General features: G+C 69.6%; 28 protein-coding genes (1 of these 28 only partly in view). 11 read left to right on the forward strand and 17 right to left on the reverse strand.

Annotated features, from left to right (window positions below):
* Together D455_RS0107890 and D455_RS0107895 are read left to right on the forward strand one after the other, a co-directional pair.
* On the forward strand, nucleotides 1-1,914 hold the 3' portion of the coding sequence (locus D455_RS0107890) for a heavy metal translocating P-type ATPase (protein ID WP_017570200.1). 528 nt of this gene lie to the left of the window's left edge; the window shows 1,914 of its 2,442 coding nt (coding positions 529-2,442); its start codon lies off the left edge, out of view; its stop codon occupies nucleotides 1,912-1,914.
* A complete protein-coding gene (locus tag D455_RS0107895; RefSeq protein ID WP_017570201.1) occupies nucleotides 1,892-2,311 on the forward strand; it encodes an Hsp20/alpha crystallin family protein in 420 nt (139 codons plus the stop codon). Before D455_RS0107890 ends, D455_RS0107895 begins: the two co-directional genes overlap by 23 nt.
* Nucleotides 2,312-2,443: 132 nt before the next feature.
* Here the strand turns inward: D455_RS0107895 and D455_RS29660 are convergent, their stop codons facing one another.
* Entirely contained in the window at nucleotides 2,444-3,181 is a 738-nt protein-coding gene (locus D455_RS29660; protein ID WP_040684681.1) for a DUF4389 domain-containing protein, read from the reverse strand.
* Nucleotides 3,182-3,378: 197 nt separating this feature from the next.
* Here D455_RS29660 and D455_RS0107905 point away from each other — a divergent pair, with 197 nt between their 5' ends.
* The gene (locus D455_RS0107905; protein WP_017570203.1) at nucleotides 3,379-3,906 is read left to right on the forward strand and encodes a flavodoxin domain-containing protein; all 528 of its coding nucleotides are present in this window, start codon (nucleotides 3,379-3,381) and stop codon (nucleotides 3,904-3,906) included.
* A 54-nt stretch (nucleotides 3,907-3,960) separates the two neighbouring features.
* On the opposite strand, the gene D455_RS0107910 is transcribed toward D455_RS0107905, so the two are convergent.
* From D455_RS0107910 to D455_RS0107920, 3 genes are all read right to left on the reverse strand, one after another.
* Nucleotides 3,961-4,866, reverse strand: a complete 906-nt coding sequence (locus D455_RS0107910) for a universal stress protein (RefSeq protein WP_017570204.1) — start codon at nucleotides 4,864-4,866, stop codon at nucleotides 3,961-3,963.
* Nucleotides 4,867-5,019: 153 nt separating this feature from the next.
* A complete protein-coding gene (locus D455_RS0107915) occupies nucleotides 5,020-5,691 on the reverse strand; it encodes a response regulator transcription factor (RefSeq protein WP_017570205.1) in 672 nt (223 codons plus the stop codon).
* 159 nt (nucleotides 5,692-5,850) lie between these two features.
* Nucleotides 5,851-6,531 carry a helix-turn-helix domain-containing protein gene (locus tag D455_RS0107920; protein ID WP_026122424.1) on the reverse strand — a complete coding sequence of 227 codons (681 nt, stop codon included), beginning with the start codon at nucleotides 6,529-6,531 and terminating at the stop codon, nucleotides 5,851-5,853.
* 230 nt (nucleotides 6,532-6,761) lie between these two features.
* Between D455_RS0107920 and D455_RS0107925 the strand changes: the two genes are divergently transcribed.
* The 3 genes from D455_RS0107925 to D455_RS35200 all read left to right on the forward strand — a co-directional run bounded on the left by D455_RS0107925 (nucleotide 6,762) and on the right by D455_RS35200 (nucleotide 10,654).
* The gene (locus D455_RS0107925) at nucleotides 6,762-9,455 is read left to right on the forward strand and encodes a bifunctional acetate--CoA ligase family protein/GNAT family N-acetyltransferase (RefSeq protein ID WP_017570207.1); all 2,694 of its coding nucleotides are present in this window, start codon (nucleotides 6,762-6,764) and stop codon (nucleotides 9,453-9,455) included.
* A 218-nt stretch (nucleotides 9,456-9,673) separates the two neighbouring features.
* Nucleotides 9,674-10,360 (forward strand): CBS domain-containing protein, encoded by a 687-nt coding sequence (locus D455_RS0107930; protein ID WP_017570208.1) that lies wholly within the window; start codon nucleotides 9,674-9,676, stop codon nucleotides 10,358-10,360.
* Between the two features lie 96 nt (nucleotides 10,361-10,456).
* Nucleotides 10,457-10,654 carry a tyrosine-type recombinase/integrase gene (locus tag D455_RS35200; protein ID WP_083922164.1) on the forward strand — a complete coding sequence of 66 codons (198 nt, stop codon included), beginning with the start codon at nucleotides 10,457-10,459 and terminating at the stop codon, nucleotides 10,652-10,654.
* A 59-nt stretch (nucleotides 10,655-10,713) separates the two neighbouring features.
* Here D455_RS35200 and D455_RS32610 read toward each other — a convergent pair whose 3' ends face one another.
* From D455_RS32610 to D455_RS35205, 13 genes are all read right to left on the reverse strand, one after another.
* On the reverse strand, nucleotides 10,714-10,866 hold the full coding sequence (locus D455_RS32610; RefSeq protein WP_241480200.1) for a hypothetical protein: 153 nt from the start codon (nucleotides 10,864-10,866) through the stop codon (nucleotides 10,714-10,716).
* Between the two features lie 89 nt (nucleotides 10,867-10,955).
* On the reverse strand, nucleotides 10,956-11,876 hold the full coding sequence (locus D455_RS0107945) for a replication-relaxation family protein (RefSeq protein WP_017570211.1): 921 nt from the start codon (nucleotides 11,874-11,876) through the stop codon (nucleotides 10,956-10,958).
* Between the two features lie 446 nt (nucleotides 11,877-12,322).
* Nucleotides 12,323-13,369, reverse strand: a complete 1,047-nt coding sequence (locus D455_RS0107950; protein ID WP_017570212.1) for an aminotransferase class I/II-fold pyridoxal phosphate-dependent enzyme — start codon at nucleotides 13,367-13,369, stop codon at nucleotides 12,323-12,325.
* Between the two features lie 88 nt (nucleotides 13,370-13,457).
* Nucleotides 13,458-14,273 (reverse strand): class I SAM-dependent methyltransferase, encoded by an 816-nt coding sequence (locus D455_RS0107955; RefSeq protein ID WP_017570213.1) that lies wholly within the window; start codon nucleotides 14,271-14,273, stop codon nucleotides 13,458-13,460.
* Nucleotide 14,274: 1 nt separating this feature from the next.
* Nucleotides 14,275-14,673 (reverse strand): ferredoxin, encoded by a 399-nt coding sequence (locus D455_RS36115; protein WP_083922167.1) that lies wholly within the window; start codon nucleotides 14,671-14,673, stop codon nucleotides 14,275-14,277.
* Nucleotides 14,561-15,760, reverse strand: coding sequence for a cytochrome P450 (locus D455_RS0107965; protein ID WP_017570215.1), 1,200 nt, complete (start codon nucleotides 15,758-15,760; stop codon nucleotides 14,561-14,563). Before D455_RS0107965 ends, D455_RS36115 begins: the two co-directional genes overlap by 113 nt.
* The gene (locus D455_RS0107970; RefSeq protein WP_160167832.1) at nucleotides 15,760-16,818 is read right to left on the reverse strand and encodes a metal-dependent hydrolase family protein; all 1,059 of its coding nucleotides are present in this window, start codon (nucleotides 16,816-16,818) and stop codon (nucleotides 15,760-15,762) included. The genes D455_RS0107965 and D455_RS0107970 overlap by 1 nt, the downstream gene beginning before the upstream one ends.
* Nucleotides 16,819-17,008: 190 nt before the next feature.
* A complete protein-coding gene (locus D455_RS32115; RefSeq protein WP_017570217.1) occupies nucleotides 17,009-17,374 on the reverse strand; it encodes a cupin domain-containing protein in 366 nt (121 codons plus the stop codon).
* A 14-nt stretch (nucleotides 17,375-17,388) separates the two neighbouring features.
* Nucleotides 17,389-18,507, reverse strand: coding sequence for a hypothetical protein (locus D455_RS0107980; protein ID WP_152487025.1), 1,119 nt, complete (start codon nucleotides 18,505-18,507; stop codon nucleotides 17,389-17,391).
* Between the two features lie 68 nt (nucleotides 18,508-18,575).
* Nucleotides 18,576-19,541: an NAD(P)-dependent oxidoreductase gene (locus D455_RS32120; protein ID WP_017570219.1), complete on the reverse strand. Its 966-nt coding sequence runs from the start codon at nucleotides 19,539-19,541 to the stop codon at nucleotides 18,576-18,578.
* Nucleotides 19,538-20,182 (reverse strand): hypothetical protein, encoded by a 645-nt coding sequence (locus D455_RS29680; protein ID WP_017570220.1) that lies wholly within the window; start codon nucleotides 20,180-20,182, stop codon nucleotides 19,538-19,540. The genes D455_RS32120 and D455_RS29680 overlap by 4 nt, the downstream gene beginning before the upstream one ends.
* Nucleotides 20,183-20,240: 58 nt before the next feature.
* A complete protein-coding gene (locus D455_RS32620) occupies nucleotides 20,241-21,011 on the reverse strand; it encodes a thioesterase II family protein (protein ID WP_338037815.1) in 771 nt (256 codons plus the stop codon).
* Nucleotides 20,972-21,787, reverse strand: a complete 816-nt coding sequence (locus tag D455_RS35205) for an SCO6745 family protein (protein ID WP_017570222.1) — start codon at nucleotides 21,785-21,787, stop codon at nucleotides 20,972-20,974. Before D455_RS35205 ends, D455_RS32620 begins: the two co-directional genes overlap by 40 nt.
* 470 nt (nucleotides 21,788-22,257) lie before the next feature.
* Here D455_RS35205 and D455_RS0108005 point away from each other — a divergent pair, with 470 nt between their 5' ends.
* The 5 genes from D455_RS0108005 (at nucleotide 22,258) to D455_RS0108025 (ending at nucleotide 26,641) form a co-directional block, all read left to right on the forward strand.
* A complete protein-coding gene (locus D455_RS0108005; RefSeq protein WP_017570223.1) occupies nucleotides 22,258-23,262 on the forward strand; it encodes a hypothetical protein in 1,005 nt (334 codons plus the stop codon).
* Nucleotides 23,263-23,325: 63 nt separating this feature from the next.
* A complete protein-coding gene (locus D455_RS0108010; RefSeq protein ID WP_083922171.1) occupies nucleotides 23,326-23,565 on the forward strand; it encodes an acyl carrier protein in 240 nt (79 codons plus the stop codon).
* Nucleotides 23,562-24,737, forward strand: coding sequence for an acyl-CoA dehydrogenase family protein (locus D455_RS0108015; protein WP_017570225.1), 1,176 nt, complete (start codon nucleotides 23,562-23,564; stop codon nucleotides 24,735-24,737). The genes D455_RS0108010 and D455_RS0108015 overlap by 4 nt, the downstream gene beginning before the upstream one ends.
* An 82-nt stretch (nucleotides 24,738-24,819) precedes the next feature.
* Entirely contained in the window at nucleotides 24,820-25,650 is an 831-nt protein-coding gene (locus tag D455_RS29685; protein ID WP_017570226.1) for an aminoacyl--tRNA ligase-related protein, read from the forward strand.
* Nucleotides 25,637-26,641 (forward strand): ABC transporter ATP-binding protein, encoded by a 1,005-nt coding sequence (locus D455_RS0108025; RefSeq protein WP_017570227.1) that lies wholly within the window; start codon nucleotides 25,637-25,639, stop codon nucleotides 26,639-26,641. Before D455_RS29685 ends, D455_RS0108025 begins: the two co-directional genes overlap by 14 nt.
* The last annotated feature ends 20 nt before the right edge of the window (nucleotides 26,642-26,661 follow it).

Below are 26,661 nucleotides of genomic sequence, written 5' to 3' on the forward strand. Positions count from 1 at the left end.
GAACGGTCCGTGGACCGGGATGTGCGGGGCGGAACCGTCAACGCCGGCGGTCCCTTCCGCATGCGTGCCACGACCGACGCCGAGAGTAGTTCGTTCGCCGCGATGGTTCGTCTGGCGCGCGAGGCCCAGTCGAGCACCGCGCCGTTCGTGCGCATGGCCGACCGCTACGCGGCCCTCTTCCTGCCGTTCACGCTGCTGCTGACGAGTGCGGCGTGGTGGCTGTCGGGGGACGCCGTGCGCGCCGTGGCCGTGCTGGTCGTGGCCACACCGTGCCCTCTCATCCTCGCCGCGCCCATCGCCTTCACCTCGGGCATGTCGCGCAACGCACGGCGCGGGGTCATCGTGCGCGGGGGCGCGGCCCTGGAGCGGCTGGCGCGCGCCCGGGTGCTGCTCTTCGACAAGACCGGCACCGTCACCGAGGGCCGTCCGGCGCTGGGCCGGATCGTCACCGGGGAGGACGCGTCGGCCGACGAGGTGCTGCGCCTGGCCGCCTCGCTCGACCAGGCCTCTCCGCACGTGCTGGCGTCCGCCATCGTTCGCACGGCCAGGGAGCGTGGAACGCGCCTCGAACCACCACGTGAGGTGGCCGAGGAGTTGGGGCGGGGGATCGGCGGCACGGTCGGTGGCAGGCCGGTCCGAGTGGGCAAGGCCGCCTGGGCCTCGGACGGAGGGGCCGAGCCCGGATGGGCCTCCCGAGCGCGCGCGGAGGCGGCACGCGACGGAGCGGTCACCGTGTTCGTGGGCGTCGACGGTGCCCTGCGCGGGGTCCTGCTGCTGCACGACCGGCTGCGCGCGGACGCCCCGCGCACCCTGCGCCTGCTGCGTCTGTCGGGAATCGAACGCGCGGTGATGGTCACCGGCGACCGCCGGGACGTCGCCGAGCGCGTCGCTGCCCGTGTGGGGGCGGACGCGGTGTACGCCGAGCAGTCCCCGGCCGACAAGGTCGCCGTGGTGCGCCATGAGAGCGCACGGGCCCCCACGGTGATGGTCGGCGACGGCGTCAACGACGCACCCGCCCTGGCGGCAGCGGGCGTGGGTGTGGCCCTGGGCGCGCGTGGCTCGACGGCGTCCTCGGAGACCTCGGACGTGGTGGTCACGGTGGACCGCCTCTCCAGGGTCTCCGAGAGCCTGGCCGTCGCCCGGCGCACCCTGGCGATCGCGCGCCAGAGCGCGGCCGCCGGCATGCTGCTGTCCGCGGCCGCGATGGTCGTCGCCGCGATCGGACTGCTTCCCCCCACGGCCGGGGCACTGACCCAGGAGGCGATCGACGTCGCGGTGATCCTCAACGCCTTGCGCGCGCTGTCAGGCGGACGCGGGAAGCGGGTGCCGGAGTTGCGCGGTGACGACGCCGACCTGGTGCACACCCTGCAGGAGGAGCACATCCGGCTGTGGCCGGGGATCGAGGCGCTGCCGCACGCGGCGGATGCCCTCACCCGTGAGGGAGGAGCCCCGTCCGCCGAAGCCACTCGTCTGAGGGAGTTCATCGACGCCCTGGCCGCCCACGAGGAACGGGACGAACACCTGCTCTACCCGAGGGTCGCCAGAGCCCTGGGCGGACCCGACACCACCGCGACGATGAGTCGCGGACACACGGAGATCACCGAGCTGTGCCTGCGTCTGCGCACGTGCCTGGAGGAGGTGGGCGCCGTCGGGGACGCGGACGCGCGCCGTCGTGCGGCCCGGCTGGTCATCGAGCTGTACGCGGTCCTGCGCCTGCACTTCGCCCAAGAGGAGGAGGGCTTCCACGTGCTCGCCGAACCCAAGGGGGAGGGGGCGGGGGACCAAAGGCCCGGCGGTTCCGAGCCTTCGGCTCCTGACGGAGGATCCCGGCCCGGTGTTGGGTGGTGGTGGAAGGCCGCGGCCCGACCNACCCGACCGGAGGAGGTAGGACATGAACGCGATCTCCCGCCGTGAGGGCCTTGGACGCTTCCCGGACCTGGCCGAACTGTTCGACGCCCCGTTCTTCTCGACGCGCTCGCCCTCCAACCTGAGGGTCGAGACCTCGGTGCGCGACGACCGGTACCTGGTCCGGGCCGAGGTGCCCGGGGTGGACCCCGAGGACGGCCTAAGCGTCACCGTCGAACACGGCACGCTGACCATCCGGGCCGAGCGCGGGGAGAGCACGTCGACGCCCCAGCACTCGGAGTTCCACTACGGCTCCTTCAGCCGCACGCTCGCTCTGCCCGCCGACGCCGACGAGGAGGACGTCGTCGCCTCGTACGACAAGGGCATCCTTGAGGTGAGCGTCGGCCTGTCGCAGAAGCCCGAGGGCAGTCGCAAGGTGCCGATCTCGCGCAAGGCCGAGGAGTAGTCGCCGCGGCCGGTCCCGCACACCGGATCGGTCGCGGCACGTGTACGGGGCCGGAGCCGGAGCCGGAGCGCCGGCCCCGTACACGTGCTCCTCTCCGATCGCGCCCGTGGAGGAGGCCGACAGGCGGTCGGATCACGTCTCCCCGCCTCCGGAGGGCACACTCCGCTCGGCCCCGGCGGCAGCTCCGTCCGGATCCGGCCCGCCCGTATCCAGACGGAAGGGCGGGTAGCGGTCGGTCATGAGCGCGGCGTAGGCCACGACACGCAGAACCCACCGGTTCAGCCCGACCACGAGGTCGAACAGGTTCCTCGGGTAGGTTCCGGTGAAGAGCAGGGAAACGGCCGCGAACAGCACCAGGAGACCGATGAGGCCTGGCGACTGGTACATCGCCTCCCACACCCCGGGTGTCCCCGCCCCCGAATCCTCCACCACCACGGTCACGCCGCCGCGGACGAGGAGACCCACCACCAGGTACTGGGGCAGGGCCAGCAGCCACCACTTGACCAGCACCAGCCCGCGGGACATCCGCTCCGGCTCCCTGATGGTCAGTCGGGCCGGGTAGTCCACGTCCCCGGACAGGGTGAAGGGCGGATAGCGGTCGGTCCCCAGCACCCAGTAGGCGTAGAACCCCACCCTCCAGCTCCACCGCAGGACTCCGGTGTTGAACCGGAACACCCACGCCGGATAGCGGCCGGTGAACAGGATCGCGAAGAAGGCCACCACGGTCAGCGCGAGGAACGCGGTCCAGAGGAAGACGAGTACCACGTAGTGGGGGATCGCCAGCAGCCACTTGACCAGCCAGAGCCAGCGCCCCGCCGTCGGGTCCGGAGCGGCCTCGACCACCACCGGATAACGCGTGCCATGAGCCATGTCGGGACACCTCCCCGGGGAGGGCCCGCCTCCCCTCACCTCCGACACTGCCTCCGTCGCCGTACTCCCGTCAGGGCCGACCGGCTGACCCGCCCGGGTCCTACGTCCCCGTGTACGGAGGAGTTCCGTCTCTGCCGAGGCACGGGTTCGCGCGCTCAGACTGGCCGCGAGGGGGACCCGGAAAGGGAGGTGCCGGCATGTTCGTACTGGTCGGTTACGCGAGCGAGCACGGTTCCACACGGGAGATCGCCGAGAGGATCGCCGATCGCCTGCGTGGGCGCGGACACACGGCGGACGTGCGGCCCCTGCCCGGGGCGCCGGAGGCCGACGGCTACGAGGCCGTGATCCTGGGCAGCGCGGTCCACGGCGGTTCCTGGATCCCGGGGGCCTACGACTACGTCCGGGCCAACGCCGAGTCGCTCGGCCGAATGCCGGTCTGGCTGTTCAGCGTGGGTCTGGCGAGGGTCCTCGGAGGCTGGTTCGGGAAACACGTCCAGGTACCCAAGGAGATCGCTGAACTGCGTGGGGCCGTCGGGTTCCGTGAACACCGCCTCCTGGCTGGGGCCCTGCGGCCCGGACACCTGCCCCTGTTCGGGCGTGCGGTCTACCGGCTCATGGGAGGACGCTACGGCGACTTCCGGGACTGGGACGAGATCGACGGCTGGGCCGACGCGATCGCCGCGGACCTGTCCGCCACCGGGGCCTCGGGCGGCACTCCGGTATGACGTCCACGGCGCCGCTCGGCACGCCCGACACCCCGTTGTCCCGACGCCGGGAGCTCAGCGCCTGGGAGGTCGCACCACCGCGACCGGGACCGGGCTGTGTGAGATGACGTTCCGGCTCACCGACCCCAGCAGCATCCCGGCGAAGCCGCCCCGTCCGTGCGATCCCACGACCATCAGGTCGCAGTCCCGGGCCGCGGCGCACAGGGCCTCGACGGGGTGACCCGTCTCCACGGCCTCCTCGACCCGCACTCCCGGCCAGCGCGCACGGTCGTCCTCGACCGCCTGTGACACCATCCGGCGGGTCCTGCGCGCGTCCTCGGCCTCGGCCGCCCTCCTCTCCTCCTCCGTCAGGGTCCAGGTCGGGTCCTCCAGCGCCCCGAAGCGCCACCAACGGGTCTCCTCGCGTACCGCCACCACGCGCAACCGCGACCCCCAGGCCTCGGCCGTGGCGAACGCCCACTCCGTGGCGGAACGCGCGGACCGCGACCCGTCCACGCCCAGCAGAACGCGCCCGTGGAAGGGTGCCGCTTCCCGGTCGGGAACGACGATCACGGGACACGAGGCGCAGGCCAGCAGCTCCAGGGCCGTGGAATCCGGCAGGACTCTGTCCAGCGCCGTCATACGATGCGCCCCCACGACCAGCGAGTGCGCCTTCTGGCTCTCGGTCAGCAGGACCGGTTCGGGGTCGCCCGTGACATGCACCGCCCTGACGTCGAGGCCCGGCACCCGCTCCAACGCCCGTTCGCGACCCTCGTCCACGATGCGGCGCGCGAACTCGTCCACGTCGAATCCCGGCAGGCCGCGGGGAGGGGAGTGGTAGAGCGGCCAGTCGAAGGCGTACACGACGCGCAGCCCCAGTCCCCGCCGTCGCGCCTCGTCAGCGGCCCAGTCCAGGGCCCTTCCGCTCGCCGCGGTTCCATTGAACGCCGCCACCACGGGCGAGTCCGCTCTCTGGTCCATGACCGCCTCCCACTAACTGTGGAGCCCTCCCACGCCACATTAGGAGTGCCCACGTGCGCACACCAGGTGCGGGCGTCGCGGCCGGCCGGTCCCAAGGCCGCGGCGGGGAGGGGACCTGTGCCACTTGACGCCGGGCACCCCGGGTGTCCGGTCTCATCCGGGCCCGCCGCGCGTGCCTCGGCCCTTGAGCCGCGCGGCGTACGCCGCCGCCTGGGTACGGCGCTGCATGTCGAGCTTGGACAGCACACTGGAGACGTAGTTCTTCACCGTCTTCTCCGCCAGGAAGATCCGCTCGCCGATCTGTCGGTTGGTCAGCCCCTCCCCGATCAGCTCGAACACGCGGCGTTCCTGGGGGGAGAAACCGGCGAGCGGATCGGCCGGCTCCGCCCCCTCGCGTATGCGCCGCATGACGAGGGACGTGCTGTGCGGGTCCAGCAGGGACTCCCCGGAGGCGACCGTACGGACCGCTCCCACCAGGTCCGAACCATGGATCTGTTTCAGCACGTAGCCCGCAGCGCCCGCCATGACGGCGTCGTGGAGGGCCTCGTCGTCGGAGTAGGACGTCAGCATCAGGCACACCAGGTCCGGGAACCGCGACCGCAGTTCCCGGCAGACCTCCACACCGCTGCCGTCCGGCAGACGCACGTCCAAGACCGCCACGTCGGGTCGTGCGGCCGGTACGCGGCCGAGCGCCTCGGCCGCCGTGGCGGCCTCCCCGACGACCTCGATGTCCCCCTCGTCCTGGAGCAGGGCAGTGATCCCCCGCCTCACCACGTCGTGGTCGTCGACCAAGAAGACGCGGATGGCCCGGCTCTCCTCCTGCATAGGCCGTCATCTCCTCCCACACGGGCGGGCTCGCCCGACGGGGCCGGGCGCGACCCGGTACGCGACCGGACCGCGTTCCGTCGTGTACCTCGTCCCCTACCCGCGAAGGCAGTCGGATACCAGTGGCGGACCCGTCCCGAAACGGTATGCCGACACGGGTCAGCGCATGCTCCGGCCTCCCACACGGCGCCCGCTGACCTCGTACGCCACGACACGGACGAAGAGGTCGTGTTCGCCTCCCGCCCACGGGCGCACGGGAGCGCTCGTGCGCAGAGACGCCGCCTCCGCCTTGTCGGTCACCGGCACGGCTCGGCCGGTGACGAGGACGCTCCATCCCTCGCTCGTCGCGCCGTCGACCCGGTCGACCTCGAAGGCGGCGTCGCCGGGGACGTACCCGGCGATCACTCCGTGGTCCGTGGTCCGGAACACGATGGCGTCGTCGCGGACGAGGTAGTTCACCGGAAGGATGATCGGCGCCGTCGCGCCCTCGGGCATGAAACCGATGCGTCCCACACCGCCCGGACCGATGAGTTCCATGCACCTCTCCGGAGGGAGCACGGTCGTCTCCGGAAGGAGGACCGAGGTGGTCGCGGAACCGGGTGGTACGTCGGTGTCGGCTCCCAACAGGTAGTCCTGGGTGGTGTTCAGGGCACCCGCGAGGCGGTACAGAGCCTGCCGAGTCATACGGGGGGCGTACTCCTCCAGGTAGGCCACGTACCCGGGGTCCATGTCGGCCAGGTGTGCGACCTCCTCACGGGTCAGTCCGAGTTCGGCCCGGCGCGCGGCGGCTCGGCGTCCGAGGTCGCTCCCCGTGGTGCCCGTGGCCTCTTCACGCCTCATGGTGCTGCTCCCCTCCCCGCCGAAGAAGACGCTCCCGCGTCCCCTGTTACCCGCATCCTCACCGGTCGTGGAGCACCGGAGCATGGGCCGTTGGACCCGGACGGAGGCGACCTCCGTCCCCAAGCCGGATCCGCGAGCGGGGAGAAGACTGGAGGACGCGCCGCGTCACACGCGGTGGCGCCTTCCGCCGACTCGGCGGCTCGGACGCCACGACCCGGGGGAGAGCGACCATGACCAGCCGAATCGACGACGAAGCGGTACGGACAACGGACGAGGGCACCTCTCACGCCCTGTTGTCCGACGGAGCCATCGTGCTGATCCGTCCCGCCCGGGCCGAGGACGTCGTCAGGGTACGGAAGCTGTACGAGGGGATGTCGCAGGAGAATCTGCGCATGCGCTTCTTCCTGCCCAGTACGTCCTCGGCCAGGGCGGCGTCCGAGAGGGCCTGCGCGGATGGTGACACACACCGAGCAGCCCTCCTCGCGGTCCTCGACGGAGAGGTGGTCGGTGTCGCGAGCTACGACGCAACCGAGCACCCCCACACCGGGGAGCTGGGGCTGGCCGTGGCGGAAGGAGCGCACGGGCGCGGCGTGGGCACCCTGCTTCTGGAGCACCTGGCCTCGGTGGCACGGGAACGCGGGATCAGGGCCTTCCACGCCGACGTCCTGGCCGCCAACCACGAGATGCTGCGCGTGTGCGACGAGGCGGGACTGCGGTCGCGCCGCAGGACCGACGCGGGAGTGGTGGAACTGACCCTGCCCCTGGACCAGGACGACCACTACGTCGACGTTGTGGGCCGCAGGGAGGAGCAGGCCAGCAGGGAGAGCCTCAAACGACTGCTGCGCCCCCGGTCGGCCGTGGTCATCGGTGTGACGAGCCGTGCGGTGTCGATCGGCAACGCGATCCTGCGCAGCATCGCGTGCCACGGTTTCACCGGACCGGTCTACGCCGTCCATCCTCAGGCTCCCAGCGTCGCCGACGTCTCCCTTCCCGTCCACCGTTCCGTCGCGGAGCTCCCCGAGCCCCCCGACCTCGCGGTGGTGGCGGTCCCTCCCGACGCGGTGGTCCCCGTGGCACGGTCCTGCGGTGAGCGGGGAGTCGGAGCGCTCGTCGTCGTCACCTCGAACCTTGGCCCCGACACGAGCCGGGAACTGCTGTCGGTGTGCCGGAACAACGGGATGCGGCTCGTGGGACCCAACAGCTTCGGCGTCGTCTGCACCGAGCCCGGGGTGAACCTCCAGGCGACCTTCGCCGCGCGTCCGCCCTCCCCCGGAGGCGCGGGTCTGGTCGTGCAGTCGGGCGGGGTCGGCATCAGCCTGTTCGACCACCTCAGCCGTCTGGGCGTGGGGGTGTCCTCGTCCCTGGCGGTGGGCAGCCGCCTGGACGTCAGCAGCAACGACATGCTGAGCTGGTGGGAGGCGGACGGGTCGACCACCATGGCGGTGGTGCACGTGGAGTCCTTCGGCAACCCCCGGAAGTTCTCCCGACTCGCCCGCGGGGTCGGGCGGCGGATGCCCGTCCTGGCCGTGCGTACGGGGCGTTCGGAGGCGGGGAGACGAGCGGCCCTGGCGCATGGCGGTCCCTCCCTCCCCTCCGTCCCGGCCGCCGACGCCCTGTTCGACCAGGCCGGGGTCACAGCCGTGTCCGGAGTCGGCGAACTGGTCGCGACGGCGGCCCTCATGGCCCACCAGCCCCTTCCCCGAGGTCCCCGTGTGGCGGTCCTGACCAACACCGCCGGCATAGGGGGGATGGCCGCTGACGCGTGTCACGACGCCGGGCTGGAGATCGTCGAACTCTCCGAGCGGACGCGGCGCGGCCTGGAGGAGTCACTGCCCGACGGAGCGCTGTGCGCCAATCCCGTCGACACCACGCCGGCGGCCCGCAGCGACCAGTTGCGCACCTGCCTGGAGGCGCTGTCCGCGGCCCCGGAGGTGGACGCCGTCATGGCCATCACGGTCCCCACGGCGCTCGCCGATCCGGCCCCGGCCGTCAGCGCGGCGGTGCGGGACGTCCCGGTGGTCGCGGTCACGCCCGAACAGCCCGAGTCCGTGGCCGTCATCGGGAGCGAGGGCAGGTGCGTGCCTTCGTACAACGGCCCCGAGCCGGCGGCGGCGGCGCTCGGCGCCGCGTGGCGGCGCGCCTCCTGGTTGGCCCGCCCGCCCGGGAGGATCCCCGCACTCTCCGGCGTGGCGTCGTACCGGGCGGCCGAGATCGTGAACGAGTCTCTGGAGTTCCCGTCCCAGGGTGGATGGCTGCCCCTGCACCGTGTGATGGAGCTGCTCGCCTGCTACGGGATCGTGCTCGCGCCGTGGCGCCACGCACGCACCGAAGAGGAGGCGCTGCGCGCGGCGGCGGAGATCTCCGGGCCGGTCGCCCTCAAAGCGGACGTGGCGGGCATCGTTCATCGCGGACGCGCCGACGCCCTGTGCCTCGGCCTGACCGGAGAGGAGCGGTTCAGGAACGCCTACCGTGCTCTGGCCGAACGGTTCCGGGGAAGGGCGCGCGACTTCCTCGTGCAGGGGATGGTGTCCCCCGGTTTCGAGGTCCTGATCGGATCGGTCCAGCAACCCGACTTCGGCCCCGTGATCGTGTGCGGGCCCGGCGGAAGCTACGCCGAGGCGCTGAACTCGCGGACGTCCAGGCTCACCCCGCTGACCGACGTCGACGCGGCCGAGATGGTCCGGTCCGTGCCCGAGCTCAGGCGCCTGGGCGAACGGGACGGGGAGAGGGGCGTGGAGCCGGCTGTACTGGAGGAACCGCTGCTGAGGTTCTCGAAGCTGGTCGATGACCTGCCGGAGATCGCGGAAGCCGAGATGAACCCGGTCGTCACCGGCTCCTCGTCGGCCGTGTGCGTCGACGCTCGTGTGCGGGTGGCCAGGTATCCGCACGGGGACCCGTACCTGCGCGCGCTCCGACCGCTGTGACCGGCGAGGGAGTCGGGACGCCGGGGCCCGGCCGGGAGAGCCATAGGGCCCGCCTCAGCCGGGGCCCAAGGCCCTGGTACTCCGGGCATCCGCGGACAAGGCTGGGACGAGGGACGGAGTGGAGGCGGAGGGGCCGGAAGGGCGTTCACGAGAGAACGGACCGCACTGGCCGTTCCGGGTCGGCCGCCGTCCAGGGCAGGACATGAGAGGAGCCCCTGATGCACACCGTGCGCGACGTCATGACGGCCGAGGTCTTCTCCGTCACGGAGGACACCGGCTACCGCGAGGTCGCCGAGGCGCTGGTCACCCACGGCGTGAGCGCGCTGCCCGTGACCAACGGCGAGGGCCGCGTGGTCGGTGTGGTCTCCGAGGGAGACCTGCTCCACAAGGAGGAGTTCACGGGAGGGGACTACGACCCCCCGCTGCGCGCCCGGTTGCGCGCCCGGCTGGGGGCGGGGGGCAGCGCGGGAGACAAGGCCGCGGCCAGGAACGCGACCGAGTTGATGACCAGACCCGCCGTGACGGTGGCTTCTGACGCGTCCGTCGTCCTCGCCGCCCGGCTGATGGAGCGGCACGGGGTCAAGCAGATGCCGGTCGTCGACGGGGACGGGAACCTGATCGGAATCGTGAGTAGGAGGGACCTGCTGTCGGTCTTCGTGAGAGAGGACGACGACATCGCCGAGGAGACGCGGAGCGTGATCAGAGAGATCCTGCCGGAACCCATCGCCACGGTCGAGGACGGGGTGGTGAGGCTGACCGGCGAGGTGGAGCACCGCAGCGACGTCGAGAAGCTGATCCACCGCGTCCGGCAGATCGAGGGTGTGGTGGCCGTCGACTCCGAGCTGCGCTGGCACGCCGACGACGTCGTGCCCCAGCACGTTCAGTGGCGGGCAGGGACCCCCTGACACCCCAGTGCTGGCACGCCGCCATCGACGAAACGGCGCGCGAGCCATCCATGATCCATACGTCATCGGTATGTCCCAGAGCGGCGCATCGCCCGGATCCCGTCCGAGGTCGACACCAAGGGCCTGCGGCACTTCTTCGCCTCGACGGCCGTGCGCAACGGCATCCCGCTGTCGGACGTGGCCGACTACATGGGCCACAAGGACATGCAGGTCACCCACAAGACCTACAAGCACCTGCTGCCCGAATCCCTGACCAGCATGAGCAGAGTGGTCAGCAAGGCGCTGTTCCAGTAGCACCGACAACGCCCGGAGGTCCCCGGCGGCGTGCCGGGGACCTCCCCCGTTGACAGGCCCTACCTCTGTTGACGCACCCACTTCCTCAGCTCGGCCGGATCGCAGCGCAGCGATCTGCCGATCACCACCAGGGGCAGCCCCAGATCACGGCCCTCCATCCGTGCCCAGCGCTCGGACTTGCCCAAGTAGCGCGCCATCTCCTTGAGCGTCATCAGCCGTTCCATGCTCCTGTCGTCTCTCTCCGCTGCTCTCTCCTCCCTGGTCGCGAGAATGCTGGGACAGGGTGACTTCAGGGCCTGGGTTACGCGAAACCCAGCGCGAAGTCCGTGTACTGCTCCTGGTCCCACGACGGGTCGAGCAGGTTGAGCCAGATTCGTGCCCGTGGCCCCTGCTCCACCAGGTCGGGCATCGTCGTGCATCCGATCGCGAACCTCGGCCGAGGCACCATCAGGTACTGCGAGGCCCGGATGTAGACCGCCAGGTCGGTCCGGCGGTTGGCCAGGCGTCGTTCGTTGGCTCCGTCCAGGACCAGCAGCACCCGGGGAAAGCGCGGGTAGCGCTCCTGCCACGCCGGACGCGCTGATCCGTCCGCAGCGCTCCCGCGTTTGCGCAGAGGGTGGTGGTCGAAGTAGCGGGCGTAGGCCACCAGTTTGGCCGCCAGCCGGTGTACGGGCATGGTGGCGCGGTCCACCTCCACCAGGAACTGGATCTGTCTACGGGTCCCACGGGGTTCGACGGCGATGTAGTGCAGCAGGGCGTCGCTGATCACGTGGGTGTCGGCGAACCTGCCGTTGGCCTTGGTGTAGCGGTGGGCCACCTCCGGGGTCCAGTGCAGGGGTTCGAAGTCATCCCCCAGGAGACGGGCGTGTTCGAAGAAGGCCAGGCCCGTCTCGACTACCGCCAGCATGTGCTCAGCAAGCGGGCCTGCGGCGCGCTCGGGGTTCATCTGGTAGGGGCGCGCCGGCACCTGGTCGGTGTCCTGTACCGCGTGTGCCCCTGCGGGGGTGAGGAACCAGCGGTGCGGTCGGCGACCCGGGGGCACCACGCGGTCGGCCAGGCCCTGGGCTCGCAGTTGGTGCAGGACGTGGAGCATGTACCGGCGCGAGGCGGTGTCCGGTGTGAGCAGGCGGGCCAGTTGGTGGCTGGTGACCAGGCGGTGTTGGTAGAGCACCGCCTGGGCGTGTTGGGCCAGGGCGCTGGACTCGATGGTGCGGATCGGCAAACCCTCGTCCTCCTTGATGTAGGAAAAGAAATCCCGTCATAAGGAGGAAGCCAGCCAGGGGCAAGCATGTGACGCATCGCGACCGCACAACCCCAACACCGTTGTTCTAGGGTGTTGTCGCTGGTAGAAACCACGAGCGTGGACAGGCAAGCAAGCCAAGGACGAGAGCGACTGGGCACCGAACCGTTGGCGTTGTTGTTCACCCGCACGTCCGACCCCATGGCCGCTCCGAAGACCCCTGGAGGCGTTCTGGCGCGACTATCGACTGAGCGCGGTGGATGGCACCTGCCTAGACATACCCAACGCGATCGCGAACCGGGCCTCCTTCGAAGTCGGGGCCCTCGAAGCCGCGGGCGCCCTGCACCCGCTGCTCCCCCGCAGAGGCCTGAATGGGCCCGGTGCCCGCCCCGCCCTGCTCCCTGGCAGGACCGGGGCAGACACCGTGTTCACCACTCCTTCCGCAGACGCCCGACCACCTCCCCGATCCTTCGCGCGTCCGTCGCGTAGACGAGTCGCAGGTGCCGGTCCGACGAGAGGAAGTCGGTGCCGGGGAGCCCCGCGACCCGGCATCGGTCCCGCATGAGCCGGGCCAGCGAGCGGTCGTCGTCCTCGGGTAGGACGGACCAGAGGAAGTAGGTGGCTGTGGGAGCGCTGGAGACCACCCCCTTCTCCGCGAGCGCATCACGCAGCAGGTCGCGTGACCTCCTGAGGGTCGCCAGCGTCTCGACCAGCCAAGGGGAGTCCTCCGTCCGGTAGGCGGCCACCATGGCCGCCTGCTGGAGGGGGCGGGCCGAACCCAGCCGGTATCCCACCCTGCCTTTGATCCGGTCGACCAGCTCCCGGCTGCGGGAGAAGGCGAACCCGCCGCCGATGCCCGCGATGTTGTGGGACTTGGTCGCCCCGGACAGCACGAGGGTCCGCCGTGCCACCTCGCCCCCGAAGGAGGCCATGCTGGTGTACGTGCCTTCCAGAAGGACGCGGGCGTGGAGTTCGTTCGACACGATCATCAGGTCCTCACGCACCGCGACCTCCGCGAGTAAGGCCAGGTCCTCGGGGGAGAAGACGTACCCGGTCGGGTTGTGCGGGTGGCACAGGAAGATCGCCCGCGTCCGCGGAGACAGCGCCCGGGAGAGCCCCTCTGGGGAGAACGGCCGCTCGGAGAACGGATCCAATCCCACCGGGACCGGGTGCCCCCCGGCTGCCTCGACCACCTCCCTGATCGGCCGGAAGGACGGGGTGAAGTAGAGAACCTCGTCCCCGGCCTCCAACAGGGCGTCGAAGATCAGTACCGCAGCCTGGAGGGTCCCGCTGTGCAGCCAGAACGCCTCGGCCGGGACGTCCAAGCCGTGCCGATGCTGGTAGAAGTCAGCGAGGGCGCCCGCAACACCGCTGGTTCCGTAGGGCGGCGCGTAGCCAACGGGTTCGTTGAACCTCTCCTCGACCGCGGCTCGGATCAGCGGGTCCGGGAGGAAGTCCATGTCGGCCTCGGTCATCACGACCGTCCCATCAACGCCGCCGCCCTCGGCCTGCCAGCGGGCCGAAAAGCGGAGCTCCGGAAGGGCGCTTCCCCTCACGGACGGGTCATGAGTCTGTACGGACGGAGACACTGACCGTGTATCCCTTCGGGTCGCGCCACGGGCCCCGGTTCCCGTCGAACCAGGCATGGATCCGATCATGGAGCGCGGAGACGACAGCGGGGCGCTCCGGCGCCTCCGGTGGCAGCCCGCAGACGGACAGCAAGGCGACGGAGAACTCCACCAGTCGGCCGGGTTCCGAGAAGATCAGGCTGTTGTCGTACCTGGTGGTACGCACGTTGCCGAACGCGGCTTCCAGGAGTGGCGGAAGGTTGTCGGAGTGGATGCCGTTGACCGTGCGCATGCCCGGGTCCAGCCCTTGGCGGGCGATCTCCTCGCGGACCATCCCGGTGGCGTGCGGTACCACCTCCGCGTGGTTGACCACAGTGACCGCGGTCCCTCCGGGGCGCAGGACCCTGCGGAACTCCGCCAGGGCCTTCGCCGGATCGTCCACGTGGTAGAGCATGTGTCGGGCGTACAGGAGGTCGAAGGCTCCACCGGGGAGGGGCAGTTCCGTCGCCGAACCCAGGAGTCCCTCTGTACCCGGCACCGCCCGCGCGGCCTCGACGGCGGACGGTGCGGTGTCGATACCCACGAGGCGTCCGCGGTGCCCGGCCACGGAGCGGGCGCGGAGGAAACCCGCAGTGCCGCACCCGACGTCGACGACGTCGTGCTCAGGGGAACACTCCGCGCCATCGAGGACGGCCGCCTCCACGTCGTCGGGGAACTCGCTGAGCTCCTGGTGTGCGGCGATGCGGACCTTCAGCGGATCGAGGCTCGCATACTCCTCGGCGACCGCTGTCAGAAACTCTCCCTGGCTCATGTCACTGCTCCTCATGCTCTGCGCTCGTCGTGCTTGGCTCCGCCCGCGTCTGTCGGGGCGGTGACTCCGTGATCCCAGGCAGCCTGATGGCCTCGACCGGGCAGGTCTGCGCCGCCGCCAGGAGGTCGTCGGAGGGGAATACCCGCCCGTTGAGCGGGTGGGACACCCCTTCACGAAGTACGAAGTATCCAGGAGCGGCGGAGACGCACACCCCCGCCCCTTCGCACCGGAGGGGGTCGACCCATACCGACCACTCCGCTTCGTTCCCTCTCTCCTCTCTCACCGGGTCACCACACGACCCGTAGGGAAGCAAGGCCACGGACGACCCGGCCTGTCTCCCAGTCGGTGTCCCGCTCCCCGGCGGCGAGTGACAGGCGGGGGTAGCGCCGGACCAGGGCATCCAGGGCGACCTGCGCCTGCAACCGGGCCAGTGGGCCGCCCACGCAGTGGTGGGCTCCGTGTCCGAATCCCAGGTGGGGGCAGCGCTCCCGAGTGATATCGAGGCGGTCGGGTTCCTCAAAGACGCGGCCGTCGCGGTTCGCCGCAATCATGGCCGGGACCACCGCCTCTCCCGCGCGGACCAGGGTGTCGCCCACGCTGACGTCCTCCAAGGCCACACGCACGAAGCCTCCGGCCACGCCGATGGGTACGTACCGGAGCAGCTCCTCCACCGCGCTGGGGACGAGTGTGGGGTCCTCGCACAGCAACTGCCATTGGTCCGGGTTCTGGAGCAGAGTGAACACTGAGCTGCTCAGGAAGACCGAAGGGCTGCCACGACCGCCCACCAACAGGGCGACGACCAGGTTGACGAGTTCGGCCTCGCTGAGGCGGTCCGCCTCCTGTTGTGCGTCGAGCATGTCGCTGAGGAGGTCCTCACCCCGTGCCAGTGTGCGGTCCGCGATCAGCAGGCGCAGGCGTTCCTCCATGTCGGTCCTGGCCCGGGCGATCTCGTCTCCACTCAGCTCCCGGGAGGTCAACTTCTCCGCGAGGGCGGTGAAGCGTTCCCTGTCCTGGTCGGGGACGCCCAGAAGCTCGCAGATCACGATGAGCGGGAGTGGGACCGACAGGTGGGTGTTCAGGTCGGCGGGACCCCCAGCCTGTTCCATTCCGTCCAGGAGATCGTCCACGATGTCCCGGACCCGGGAGCGGAGGAGTTCGATCCGCCTGGAAGTGAACGCCCCCGCGATGACCCGCCGCAGCCGTGTGTGCTCGGGAGGGTCTTGGGCCATGATCGAACTGGCGGGGATCATCTCCGGGGACAGCCGCGGTGTCTCGGGAGTGGTCGCCGCAGCTCGGGAGAACCGAGGATCAGACAGAACCTGCTTGACATGGGCGTGGGCGGTGGCCAGCCAGGCCTGGCCGCCCACCGGCATGGCGATCCGGACGAGGCTATCGCCGAGCAAAATCGGGCCGTACTCCGGTTCGAGGTCGAGGGTCGGGGCCGGATCGAAGGGATAGGCGATCACCAGGCGTTCGTCGGTGTGCACTACTCACTCCTGTGGGTCGGGGGAACGGGGAGGGCACTGCCCACCACGCGGCCGTTCCGCATCACGAAGGCCACGCTCCGCAGGTGGGAGAGGTCATGGTCGGGAGTGCCGCGCACGGCGACGAGGTCGGCGCGCAGGCCCGGCGCTACCGCACCGACGAGGTGGCCCAGGCGCAGGGCCTCGGCTGTGCCCGACGTCGCGGTCTCAATTACCTCCAGGGCGGAAAACCCGAGGTCCCGGTAGGCGGCCAGGGACTCAGCCATTCGGTCGTGGGGGGAACCGGGGATACCGGAGTCGGTGCCCGCAGCGAAGCTGACTCCCGCCGAGCGCATCGACCGCAGGTGGGCGGCCCGCACTGCCCAGGACAGGCTTCCGGTGGACGCTCGCGCACGGTGGTTGATCGTCGGGCAGACGGCGATCCCGCTCGCGCCGATCGTGTTCATGAGCGCGGCGTCGGGGTCGAATCCGGACGGGGTGAACCAGGTGCAGTGCTCGAGGGTGTCAACCCCGGCACGTACAGCGGCCCGCACCCCCTCGGTCCCGTGAACGTGGGCGGAGACGGGCAGGCCGTGCAGGTGTGCGGCGCCAACCATCGCATCCAGTTCGCGGTCGTCGAACTGCGACCGGTGCGGGGAGCCGCTTCCGCTGGTGAACCCACCGGTGACCATGATCTTCACCCAGTCGGCGCCCCGACCGGCGTTCTCGATGACCTTCGCTCTACCCTGCTCCGCGTCCGTGACCTCCCCGCCCATGAAGGAGCAGTGGCCGCCGGGTCGGGTGAGCGGGCGCGTCGAGAGTAGGAGCCGGGGGACAGGCAGGCCGTCCCGGGACGCGATCTCCTGGAACTGGGTGTCCAGGAAGCGGGGGGCACCCATGTCGCGCACCGTGGTCACCCCGGAGAGCAGGAGCCGCCGGGCGGATGTCTCCATGGTCGCGAGGATCTCGTCGTCCGAACTCCTGAGCGCCTCGCCCATCGGGTCAGTTCCGCCGTCGAGGGCTAGGTGCGTGTGAGCGTCGATCAGCCCGGGCAGGAGAGTGGTGCCTTCGAGCCGGACCACGCGGTGGAAGATGCTCGGAGATCGCTCCCCGCAAGAGCCGACCCAGGTGATCCGGTCGCCCCTGACCAGGACCGAACCCCCATTCAGGACGCGCCCGCCCCTCCCCGTGACGACACGGTCCGGGAGAAGCAGATACGCCTCGTCCGCGCTCCCGGGGGTCGGGGGCGGGTTCCAGTACACAGCGGAGGCGTCAGGCGCGCGCACGGTGCCGGTCACCCTCCTCAAACAGTTCGATCACGCGCGTTCCGGGCTCCAGCACGGCGGAGTGTGTCTCCCCGTCCGCGACTTCGAAGGCGTCGCCGGGGCCACAACGAAGCACCCGATTGCCTATGGTCAGCTCCATGCCACCGGTCAGGACCACCCCAAGCTGAGGGCCGTGCGCGTGCGGGGGGACGGTACCGCCTTCCTCGAACGTCCACAGGACGACCTGCCCGCCGTTCCCGGACGTCCCAGTGCCCCCGGAGATGAGGCGCCCCTCGGAACCGGGAAAGGACGTGTCGGCCTCGGGCAGCCGCCACACCCATTCGGGGTAGGCGCTCAGTGTGTGTTCAGGCATGCTTTCTCTCCTCGTCATGTGGCAGAGGGGTCGGCGTTCCCGGCCGGCTCTCCGAAGTTGCGGGGCCCCAGCAGGGCGTAGTAATCGAGGCGCAGTGCGCGCAGCACGGCCGTTGTTTCTTCGTGGCCCGTCCCAGTCCCACAGGTGACCTCTTCGGGAGCCGTCCACGCCACCCGGGCGGGCAGTGTCCGGCTCCCCTCAGGGCCGAAAGGTTCGGTGCGGTCCAGGACCGAGAGCAGGGTCCCGGCGGCGGCCGTCCGCGCACGGACCGGCCCCCGCACCGCCAGGTAGTGGAGTAGGAGCATGCGGCGGAAGAGCACCAGGGGGTCGTCGGCGTTCTCGGCCTCGGCCCCGACCGCGTGGACGAGGGCCTCCGGCGATCGGTCCTCGGACGTGAAGTGCTGGAGCAGGACTGCGAAGACCAGAGCGTCGAGGTCGGTGGCGCCGGGGTCCGACACCAGAGTCAACTCCCGTGCCTTGACGAACCGGGCGGCGGTGTCCCAGGCGACCGGATCTCCTTCCGGCACTTGGGGAACGAGGTCCGAGAAACGGAGCGGTCCAATTCCACCCGGGGGGAGGGTCCCCCGCAGCGCTTCCAAGGCGATCTTGTTCCGCTGGAACCAGAGCCCCTCCCGGAGCGGGAGAGCGCCCGGCCCTGTCCGGGGAGCAAGGAGCAGGAAGGAGGCCAACTGGTGGACCAATACCTCCAACCTCTCCTCACGCCCGATCGCCGGGGGAGGGAAGTCCGCCGGAGGGACCCGCGCCGCCAGGGGGCGGCGGCTCCCCGACCACAGGTCGAGGCCGAAGAGGGAGCGCACGTGCGCGAGCCGAGACCTGCGCACCTGGAAGAGCGTGGTCACCACGTCCGGGAAGCGCCTCCTGAGTGCTGAGGGCAGGGACGACAAAGGATCCCGGGACCGGTCGCGGGAGTAGTCCGGGACGAGCGCGACCAGGTCGACGTCGGAAGCCAGCCGGAACTGCCCCGGAGCGTGCTCCAGGACCGCCGGTTCACCCCGGGCCAGCGACCCGCTCACCAGGATGTCCGTCTCCGTGAGCCCGGCGGACTCCTCCTGCACGGCCTCCACGTAGAGGTCCAGCCACGCGGAAACCTGCGTTCGAGCCTCGTCCGGCACAAAGACTGAGTGGCTGAACCAGGAACCCTGGGGTGCGAATCGGGAGGGGTGGCGCAAGGCGTACGGCATCAGAGTGCTCTCCGCGGTCGTCGGTCAGTGTCGAACGGTCTGGCGTCGGACGGTCCGGTGCCCGCTGTTCCTGGGACCGCGACCGCGGAGGAGTAGAGGCGCATGATCGCGGACATGTCGAGGTCTCCGTGCCCCTCCGCCACGACGCGGCGCAAACCCCGGTCGGCGGCCTCGCCCAGCGGAACCTCCGCGCGGTGCTCCCGCGCGGCGTCGACCGCGTAGCGGACGTCCTTAGCGATGAGCCCGAGTCGACACATGATCTGGTCGTGACGGTCGGAGAGCATGTTGTCCGAGTACGTGGACGCCACCCCGGACGCCCAACCATAGGTCGAGAGGATCTCGCCCACCGTCCCGGTGGGGAGCCCCATACAGTCCGACAGGTTGAGGGCCTCCGAGAGGGCGGCCAGGAGGGAGGCCGCCAACAGATTGTGCGCCAGCTTAAAACGGGTGCCGAACCCAGGGGGGCCCAGGCGATAGACCCGCTCGGTCAGAACATCGGTGACCGGTCTGAGGAGTTCGGCGGTCTCGTCGTCCGCTCCCAGGAACATGATGAGCTCCCCGCTACGGGCACGCGGTCGGCTCCCCGTCACCGGGGCGTCCGCCGGCAGACCGCCGCAGGCCTCGACCATCCGAGCCCAGGTGTCGGCCCACCGGTGGCTCAGGGTGGAGCACTCCATGGCGACCGCGCCGGTGCGCAACCCGGCCAGGGCCCCATCCGGTCCGGTCCAGACGGCGCGGCCTGCGTCGTCGTCGGCGACGACAGAGCAGATGAGGTCGGCGCCCTCCGCGGCCTCCCGAGGCGTGGCGGCGACCTCGTCCGCACCCGCGACCGCCCGGAGCCGTTCCACCCCACGGTTGTACAGGCGCAGTCGGAACCCGGACCGACGGAGCAGGGGGATCATCTCCGAGGCCATGACACCGGCCCCTAGGACCGCCACGGTGCGGATGCGCGGTTCCCGGCTCATGGGGTCACCGATCGCGCGATCTCGGTGCGGTTGCGCGGGTCGGGCCCGTACAGGCACCAGACCATGCTGGGGTGCATGGTCTCCAGGACCGTGAGGTTTCCCAGCTCCTCGACCACGTCGACGGATCCGATGCACGCGTCGACCTCACCGGAGGAGGCCTTGTACGCACCGAGCGGTTTCGCGGTGACGAAGGTGAGGCGCGCGGTAGGGGGAAGGAGTCGTTTCGCGAACGCCAGGGTGGCGGGGTGCAGGGCGGCCGAGCCGATGTGATCCCTCACCTGTGCCTTCGCGGGGTTGACGGCCAGGCACATGGGTTTGGTGGGGCTCTCCCAAACGCACGCCAGGTTGAGCCTGCCGTGGTAGCGAAAGTGCACGTCGGCCCAGTTGTCGACCACCGCGCCGTCGACGATGTCGAGGTATCCGGCGGCGACGAGGGCATAGGAGGAGTGCTTCAGCGCGTGTTCGATGGCCTCGGGAAAGGAGTCCTTCAGCACGACGTCCTCGGACCACCTCCGGGCCTCGTTCTCGGCGTCGGTCCCCTTCGGTCCGAGCGTGGCGATCGCCCGGCCAAGGCCCGCAGGGGGCGGTGATCCCTTCGGGAAGGGCCGCGTCGCCAGCCGTTCCGCTCGTTTCTGTGCCATCTCTTCCGAGTTCCTCCGGTGGTGTGCCCGGTCGGGCCTGCTCTGGTTTTCCCTGGTCTCAGCCGGCCGGGGCGCCAAGATCATCGACCAGGGCAGTCATGACCTCCGCCGGCGCGCCCTGGAGGTAGAAGTGGTCACCCTCGAAAACCCGGAAGGTGAACGGTCCGGTCCCGTGCTCCCGCCATACGGAGAGCTCGGCGTGGTCGACCTGCCGGTCGGCAGCGCCCACGTAGACGACCAAGGGCAGGTCGAGCCGGGTCCGTGGGCGCGCACGAAGCTCCCGATCGAGGTCCAGGTGCCATCGCAGGGTGCCCAGGTGCATACGAAGCATCCGCGGATGCCGGGCCAGCTCCTCGGGGACCCCACCGATTGAGGTGATCGCCCTGACCAGTTCGTCGTCACCCATGAGGGCGTGCGGGGCACCCGGTTCTGCGACCCCCGGGGCAGCACACGCGGATACCACCAGACACAGCGGACGCGGCCCCGGCAAGGGGGCCAGTGCCCGTGCCGTCTCAAACGCGAGGGTGGCCCCCATGCTGTGACCGAGGAGGCCGTAGGGGCGGTCGCCGGAACGCTCACGGACGGTGCGGGCGAGTGTCTCCGCCAGGGTCGTCGCGTGGGGCCGTGCGACCTCCGCACGGGGAGGGATTTCGATCGGACACACTTCGATCCCGGGCGCGAGGGCGGGGCGCCAAGGGGCGAAGAATCGTGCGTTCCCCCCAGCGTGGGGGAAACAGAAGAGCCGGATGGGGGACAGCGGTGACAGCTCCTTGGTCAGGGTGGAGGCGCTCAGGCGGGGTCGGCCTGCTCTGACGCGTTCGACAGGGATACGGTCAGACGGTCGAACTCCTCGGCGGTGAGGGTCCCGACGAACACCTCGCCAAACAGGCGGTTGGTCGTGTCCTCCGCCCGCTTCCAGGCCTGGTGCAGGTCGGGGTGCTGCTCGGCCCGGGCCATGAGCTCGTCCACCTCAGGCTCACTCCAACCGCTGCGCAGGAGACGCGCCCGGCCCCCTTCGAAGCGGTCCGCCACGATGGCGAGGGGGATGTCAAGTCCGTGGACGCGGAGCGCCGCAAAGTGGAGGCCGCCTCTCAGCTCGCGCACGAGCATCAAGGCGTGGGCGAGCAGAGCACGGTCGCTCTCAGGGCGGGGGGCGGACCGCCAGCCCGCGAACAGGGGGAGGGCACCGGCGTCAGCGCGGTCGGCGATGGTGAGCAGGGTGCGGGCCAGAGCGCCTTCGTCACCGGTTTCGGGAAGGTTGCGCTCTCCCCACTCCCAGCAGACCTCGCTGTAGTGCCGGAGCGCATCCTCACCGGTCAGAGTGCGTGATCTGCGCAAGACGTACTTCATGAACCACTCCGGGAAGATCCCGAAGACCTGGGTCGCGGTGGCCAGGGAAGGGGTGCCGGTAGCGGAAAGCCTGCCGCGTACGTAGAGGCTGCGCTCCCGCACCCCGATTTCCGCCTCGCGTTCCGCGATGTTGGACGACCTCATGAACTCGCCTCCGACACGGACGATGAGATCCCGGCTCGTCTCTGCCAGCAGGGAAGCACGTTCGACCTTCGAATGGCCGGATGTGGACACATCACCGAGAGGGGTGGGCATGGGTTTCGCCTTCCGTATCTGTGAACTTCTTACGGAAACCCTCGCAAGAGGGTTCCCCTCTCTCCAAGAGGGAGCACGTCTCGTTCCGTAGTACCAGCGAGGGCTTGCGAAATGGGTGAAACACAAGGTCAAGACCGCTTTCCTGGAAGGCTTCCCGGGACCGCCAAGGAGCGTTGGGGGAGTGCCTGTGTCTCGATAAGGGGTTTCCTTCTCGCCAGTGGACGGGAGCAGACACTAGCCCCATGAAAGTGTGAACGCAAGATTAACCAGAACCTGAAAAACCTTGCGTGTGTGACTTGATCGGTGGTAGCTTCTCGCCGTGGCTCTAGCCGGAAAGCCCTAATGATCAGGCTTAACGCGCCTCTTGCTCTTGTGTTGACCAAGCAAGAGAGAGCAAGGATCTTTACTCCGGGTGCGTGAGTGTTGGTCTGCCCCGGCGCCATCATTCACATCAGGAAGACAGGAGTACCGTGCGGATCTCTCTTCCGATCGAGGTCCCCCTGGCCTCCGGGTATCAGTTCTACGCCTTTCCCCTGGCCATCCTCGCCACCGTCGAGGACGCCACCGACTGGGTGCTGAGCAACCACATACACGTGGTGTACGACCCCAGGAAGCAGAGGGCTCCGGTCCCCTTCGCGTTCTACTTCTTCGACTACTCGCGGAGCCCCTGGCTGGAAACGGTCAAGACGGACCGGTTCTGGATGGCGGCCACCGGGCAGGACGCCGTGTCGGTCTGCAGGGACGCCATCGCCGCCGGGTACTACCCGTACCTGAATCTCAACGAGTTCCGGGTACCGGGCCGCGACGCCACAGGGAAACGCGACCAGTCCCACGACGTGCTCCTGTGCGGATTCGACGACGGGGCAGGGGTCTTCGAGCTGCTGGGCTACTCGGACACGGGAACGCTGGACCGCTCACACATCGGCTACCGGGACTTCGCCGCGGGATACGCCGACCTCGACGCCATTCCGAACGGCTGCCACCAGGTCTTCTTCTACAGAGTCAGTCGTGACTGCGACTACACGATGAACCCCTCACTCGTCGGAGAGGCCCTGGAGGAGTACCTGCGGGGGGACAACGCGTCGCTGCGCTTCGGCTCGCTCCAGACCCCCTGGAACCGCGTCTACGGGATTCGGTCCTACGACCTTCTCTCCGAGTACGTCACCGACTACGTCTCCGGAGCCGAGCGTTACGACATCCGGAACCTGCACGTCCTCTGGGAACACAAACACCTGATGACCCTGCGGCTCGAGCGACTCACCGAACTGACAGGGAAGGACTGCCTCTCCGGACTGGCGACAACGTTCCGAGAGGTGGAGGCCGACGCGCTAGCCCTGCGAAACGGGATGTTGAAGTACGAGCTCAGCGGGCGTTCCTCCCGTTTCGCGGACACCTGGAAAGCACGCCTGGAACGGGTCAGGGAACGGGAGACGGAGATTCTCCGCAGCGCCGTCGAAGCCCTTCGTCCGACATGACCGGCCCCGTGCCCACCCCTTCCCCTGAAGAACAGGAGACGACCTTTGGAAACACTCGACCGAGTGCGGAGAATCGTTGCCGAGAACTCCGGGCTCGACGAATCCACGGACGTGTCAGCCCCGGACACGAACCTTTGGGACGCCGGTATGGACTCGGCGCGCAGCGTACGCATCATGATCGCCGTCGAGGACGAGTTCGACGTGGAGATGCCGGACGAACTCCTCACCAGGGAAACCTTCTCCAGCATACGGGCCCTGGCCGAAGCGGTCCTCTCCATCACCGGTGAACAGGAGGCGGGATGACCGTCACGGAACCCGCCCGGGAGGCAGTAGGAACGGAACCGGTCACAAAGGCCGCGCGCATCGCCCAGAAGGTGCTCGCCAAGCACTCCCGGGATGTGGACCGCGGGGCCCGCTTCCCCGTGGAGGGCATCGATGCCCTCAGACGTGCGCGCTTGCTGTGCGCGGTCGCGAGCGGGGAACAGGGCCTCGGACCGGAGGGCGGGGTCGCCGCGCTCGCCGACATCGCGGTCGCCCTCGCCCGCTCATGCGGGGCCACGGCGATGATCTGGGCCATGAATCAGATCCAAGTCGCCTGCTTGCTCAGGCACGGGCGGTCCGTTCCGGAACTGCGGGACCGCCTGGACCATATCGTCAGCCGGCAGTGCCTGGTCGCCTCCGTCACCAGCGAAAAGGCCGTCGGCGGCGATCTCGGCAGCAGCGGCGCGGCGGTCGTGCCATCCGGTGAAGGCCTCTCCGTCCAGAAGAGTTCCCCCGTCATCTCCTACGGTGCCTACGCCGACTTCCTCCTCGTGACCGCACGGCGGTCCGAGGACGCGGCCCCCAACGACCAGGTCCTAGTCCTCGCTGACCGGGAGCAGACCGCCCTGACACAGAGTGGGGTATGGGACTCGCTCGGTATGCGGGGGACCTGCAGCCCACCCTTCGAACTTTCGTCCAAGTTCTCGGCGGAACAGGTGTTCCCGGCACCGTTCAGGCAGATCGCCGAGGACACTATGACCCCTATCGCCCATGTACTCCAGGCAGCGGTCTGGTGCGGGCTCGCCACGGAGGCCGTGCACCGGGCCGCGCGCCTCGCACGCAGACGGGACCACCCCTCACCCCTCCTGGGGGAGGCCCAGTGGCGCCTCGACGCGCTCCAAGCACAGATCTCGGCGGCGGTGGATCTGGTCAGCCGCCTGTGGTCCGCAGACCACAGTGCGTCGATGTCGCAAAGCGCGCGCCTGAACGCGCTCAAGGTCGGCGCCTCCGAACTGGCGACTGACATCGCCCAGATCGCGCTGCGCGCAACAGGCATGCCCGGCTACCTGGAGCACGGCGACCACTCGGTCGCCCGCATCCTGCGCGACCTCCTGTCCGCGCCCCTCATGGTCTCCAACCAGCGTCTGCTCTCCGCCAACACCACTTTGGCCGCTTCGGTGAAGGGAAGTTATGAACACCGTTTCCTTGGATGACTCCCCTTCCTTGGATGGCTCTCCGGCAGGGGCCCTCAACGCAGATCTATCCCGGTTCTCCGTCAGCACCCCGGAACCAGGGGTGCGACTGCTGACCGGACTCCACGAACAGGTGGTCGACGTCCTGCGGGAGGGCCTCGCCGACGCCTTCGCCCCCTACCGGCCCTCCGTCTTCTGGGGACCGCCCGTCATCTCCCGCTCCGCCCCGGTTCGCGCCGGGTACGCGGACTCCTTCCCGCACCTGCTGGCCGAAGTGGGAGCGGCCCGACCGGGTGAGGGGATCGCGGAGGAGGGGGTGCCGGCCTCTGGCGGGGACAGCGGGAGAGGGCGGGCCAGCGGCCTAGTCCTCGTCCCAGCCGCCTGCCACCACGTCTACACCATGCTCAGCGGCCGGGAAGTGGCCTCCCCTTCGGCCTTCACCACCGAGAGCCCGTGCTTCCGCGACGAGTCCACGACCGAACACGGACGGCTACTCAGCTTCCGCCAGCGGGAGGCGGTGTTCGTGGCCGAGCCCAAGACCTGCGTCGAACTACGGGAAAGCTCCCTGGAACGGGTTCGAGACTGGCTGACCGGCCTGGGCATCCGGCACACCGTCGAAGCCGCCTCCGACCCCTTCTTCGGTCCCGGGAAGCGGTTGCTCAAGGCGTCCCAACGGGAGCAGCGACTCAAGTGGGAGTTCCACGCCGACACCGGTGGGGGGCGGGTGCAAGCCCTCGGTTCCTCCAACCACCACAAGGACCACTTCACCTCCTCGTTCAGCATCCGGGGACCTGAAGGCGCCCCGGTACACACCTCCTGCGTCGGCTTCGGGCTCGAACGCGTGGTCCTGGCCCTCATTGCGGCGCACGGCCCCGACCCGGCGAACTGGCCCTTCCGTGTCGGGGACCAGAGGGGAAACGATGATTCGCGCTGAGTCGCTGGTCAAGGAGTTCCGCAGCTATGAGCGCGGAACCGGTCTGCGCGGCGGGCTGGCGACACTTTTCAACCGCTCCTACAAGAGCGTACGCGCGGTGGACGCGGTGTCGTTCGAACTGGAGGAGGGGGCGAGGACCGCCTACATCGGCGCCAACGGGGCGGGCAAGTCCACCACCGTCAAAATGCTCACCGGCATTATGACCCCGACGTCGGGCCGCTGCCTGGTCAATGGCAGGGAGCCCTACCTGAACCGGCGGCGCGCAGCCCTGGACATGGGGGTGGTCTTCGGCCAGCGCAGCCAGCTTTGGTGGGACCTCTCTGTCCCCGATTCCTTCCGCATCCTCAGGCGCCTCTACCGGATCCCTGACTCGGTCTACCAGCGCAATCTCCGCCTGTACCGGGAAATGCTCGACATCGACGCGCTCGGTACGACCCCCGTCCGACAGCTGAGCCTGGGGCAGCGCATGAGGGCGGAGATCGCGGCAAGCCTCCTGCACGACCCCAGGGTCGTCTTCTGGGACGAGCCCACCGTGGGACTGGACCTGCGCCTGAAGGAGTCCGTCCGCGAGCTCATCACCCACGCCAACCGTGAACTCGGGACCACCGTCCTGCTCACCAGCCACGACATCGGTGACATCACCGCCATCTGCGACCGCGTTCTGGTGGTGGACCGCGGCCGGGTCATCCACCGTGGAACCGTACGGGAGCTGGCTGGTACGGCCACGTCCAGGTCGGTCCTCTTCGGTCATCAAGAAGGCTTGGGGGAGGAAGAGACACTCACCCGGGTGCGCTCCGTCCTGCCGGGGTCTGCGGCATCGGTGATGGAGGACGGAAGGTTCAGGGTCGACTACCCGTCGGCGGCTTTCGGGTCACGGGAGGTCCTGTCCATCCTCCTGGAGCATTTCGAGGTCACGGACTGCTACGCACCGGAGCCGGATCTCGAGAGCGTCGTCCGCGAGATCTACGGTGCCGGGACCGGTGCCGTATGACAACCTTGGGACGCTACCTG

The organism is Nocardiopsis halotolerans DSM 44410 (genome assembly GCF_000341065.1).
Lineage (GTDB): Bacteria > Actinomycetota > Actinomycetes > Streptosporangiales > Streptosporangiaceae > Nocardiopsis > Nocardiopsis halotolerans.

Bases quoted from the DNA above. Each gene is read 5' to 3' on its own strand.
- D455_RS29680 (WP_017570220.1), bottom strand. From the start codon at position 20,182: ATGGCACAGAAACGAGCGGAACGGCTGGCGACGCGGCCCTTCCCGAAG.
- D455_RS0107915 (WP_017570205.1), bottom strand. From the start codon at position 5,691: ATGCAGGAGGAGAGCCGGGCCATCCGCGTCTTCTTGGTCGACGACCAC.
- D455_RS0107895 (WP_017570201.1), top strand. From the start codon at position 1,892: ATGAACGCGATCTCCCGCCGTGAGGGCCTTGGACGCTTCCCGGACCTG.
- D455_RS29660 (WP_040684681.1), bottom strand. From the start codon at position 3,181: ATGGCTCATGGCACGCGTTATCCGGTGGTGGTCGAGGCCGCTCCGGAC.
- D455_RS0108025 (WP_017570227.1), top strand. From the start codon at position 25,637: ATGATTCGCGCTGAGTCGCTGGTCAAGGAGTTCCGCAGCTATGAGCGC.
- D455_RS0107910 (WP_017570204.1), bottom strand. From the start codon at position 4,866: ATGGACCAGAGAGCGGACTCGCCCGTGGTGGCGGCGTTCAATGGAACC.
- D455_RS0107925 (WP_017570207.1), top strand. From the start codon at position 6,762: ATGACCAGCCGAATCGACGACGAAGCGGTACGGACAACGGACGAGGGC.
- D455_RS0107955 (WP_017570213.1), bottom strand. From the start codon at position 14,273: ATGAGCCAGGGAGAGTTTCTGACAGCGGTCGCCGAGGAGTATGCGAGC.
- D455_RS32115 (WP_017570217.1), bottom strand. From the start codon at position 17,374: ATGCCTGAACACACACTGAGCGCCTACCCCGAATGGGTGTGGCGGCTG.
- D455_RS0107920 (WP_026122424.1), bottom strand. From the start codon at position 6,531: ATGAGGCGTGAAGAGGCCACGGGCACCACGGGGAGCGACCTCGGACGC.
- D455_RS36115 (WP_083922167.1), bottom strand. From the start codon at position 14,673: ATGCCCTGGTCCGGCGCTACCCCCGCCTGTCACTCGCCGCCGGGGAGC.
- D455_RS0108015 (WP_017570225.1), top strand. From the start codon at position 23,562: ATGACCGTCACGGAACCCGCCCGGGAGGCAGTAGGAACGGAACCGGTC.
- D455_RS0107930 (WP_017570208.1), top strand. From the start codon at position 9,674: ATGCACACCGTGCGCGACGTCATGACGGCCGAGGTCTTCTCCGTCACG.
- D455_RS35205 (WP_017570222.1), bottom strand. From the start codon at position 21,787: ATGCCCACCCCTCTCGGTGATGTGTCCACATCCGGCCATTCGAAGGTC.
- D455_RS32610 (WP_241480200.1), bottom strand. From the start codon at position 10,866: ATGACGCTCAAGGAGATGGCGCGCTACTTGGGCAAGTCCGAGCGCTGG.
- D455_RS0107905 (WP_017570203.1), top strand. From the start codon at position 3,379: ATGTTCGTACTGGTCGGTTACGCGAGCGAGCACGGTTCCACACGGGAG.
- D455_RS32120 (WP_017570219.1), bottom strand. From the start codon at position 19,541: ATGAGCCGGGAACCGCGCATCCGCACCGTGGCGGTCCTAGGGGCCGGT.
- D455_RS0107950 (WP_017570212.1), bottom strand. From the start codon at position 13,369: ATGACCGAGGCCGACATGGACTTCCTCCCGGACCCGCTGATCCGAGCC.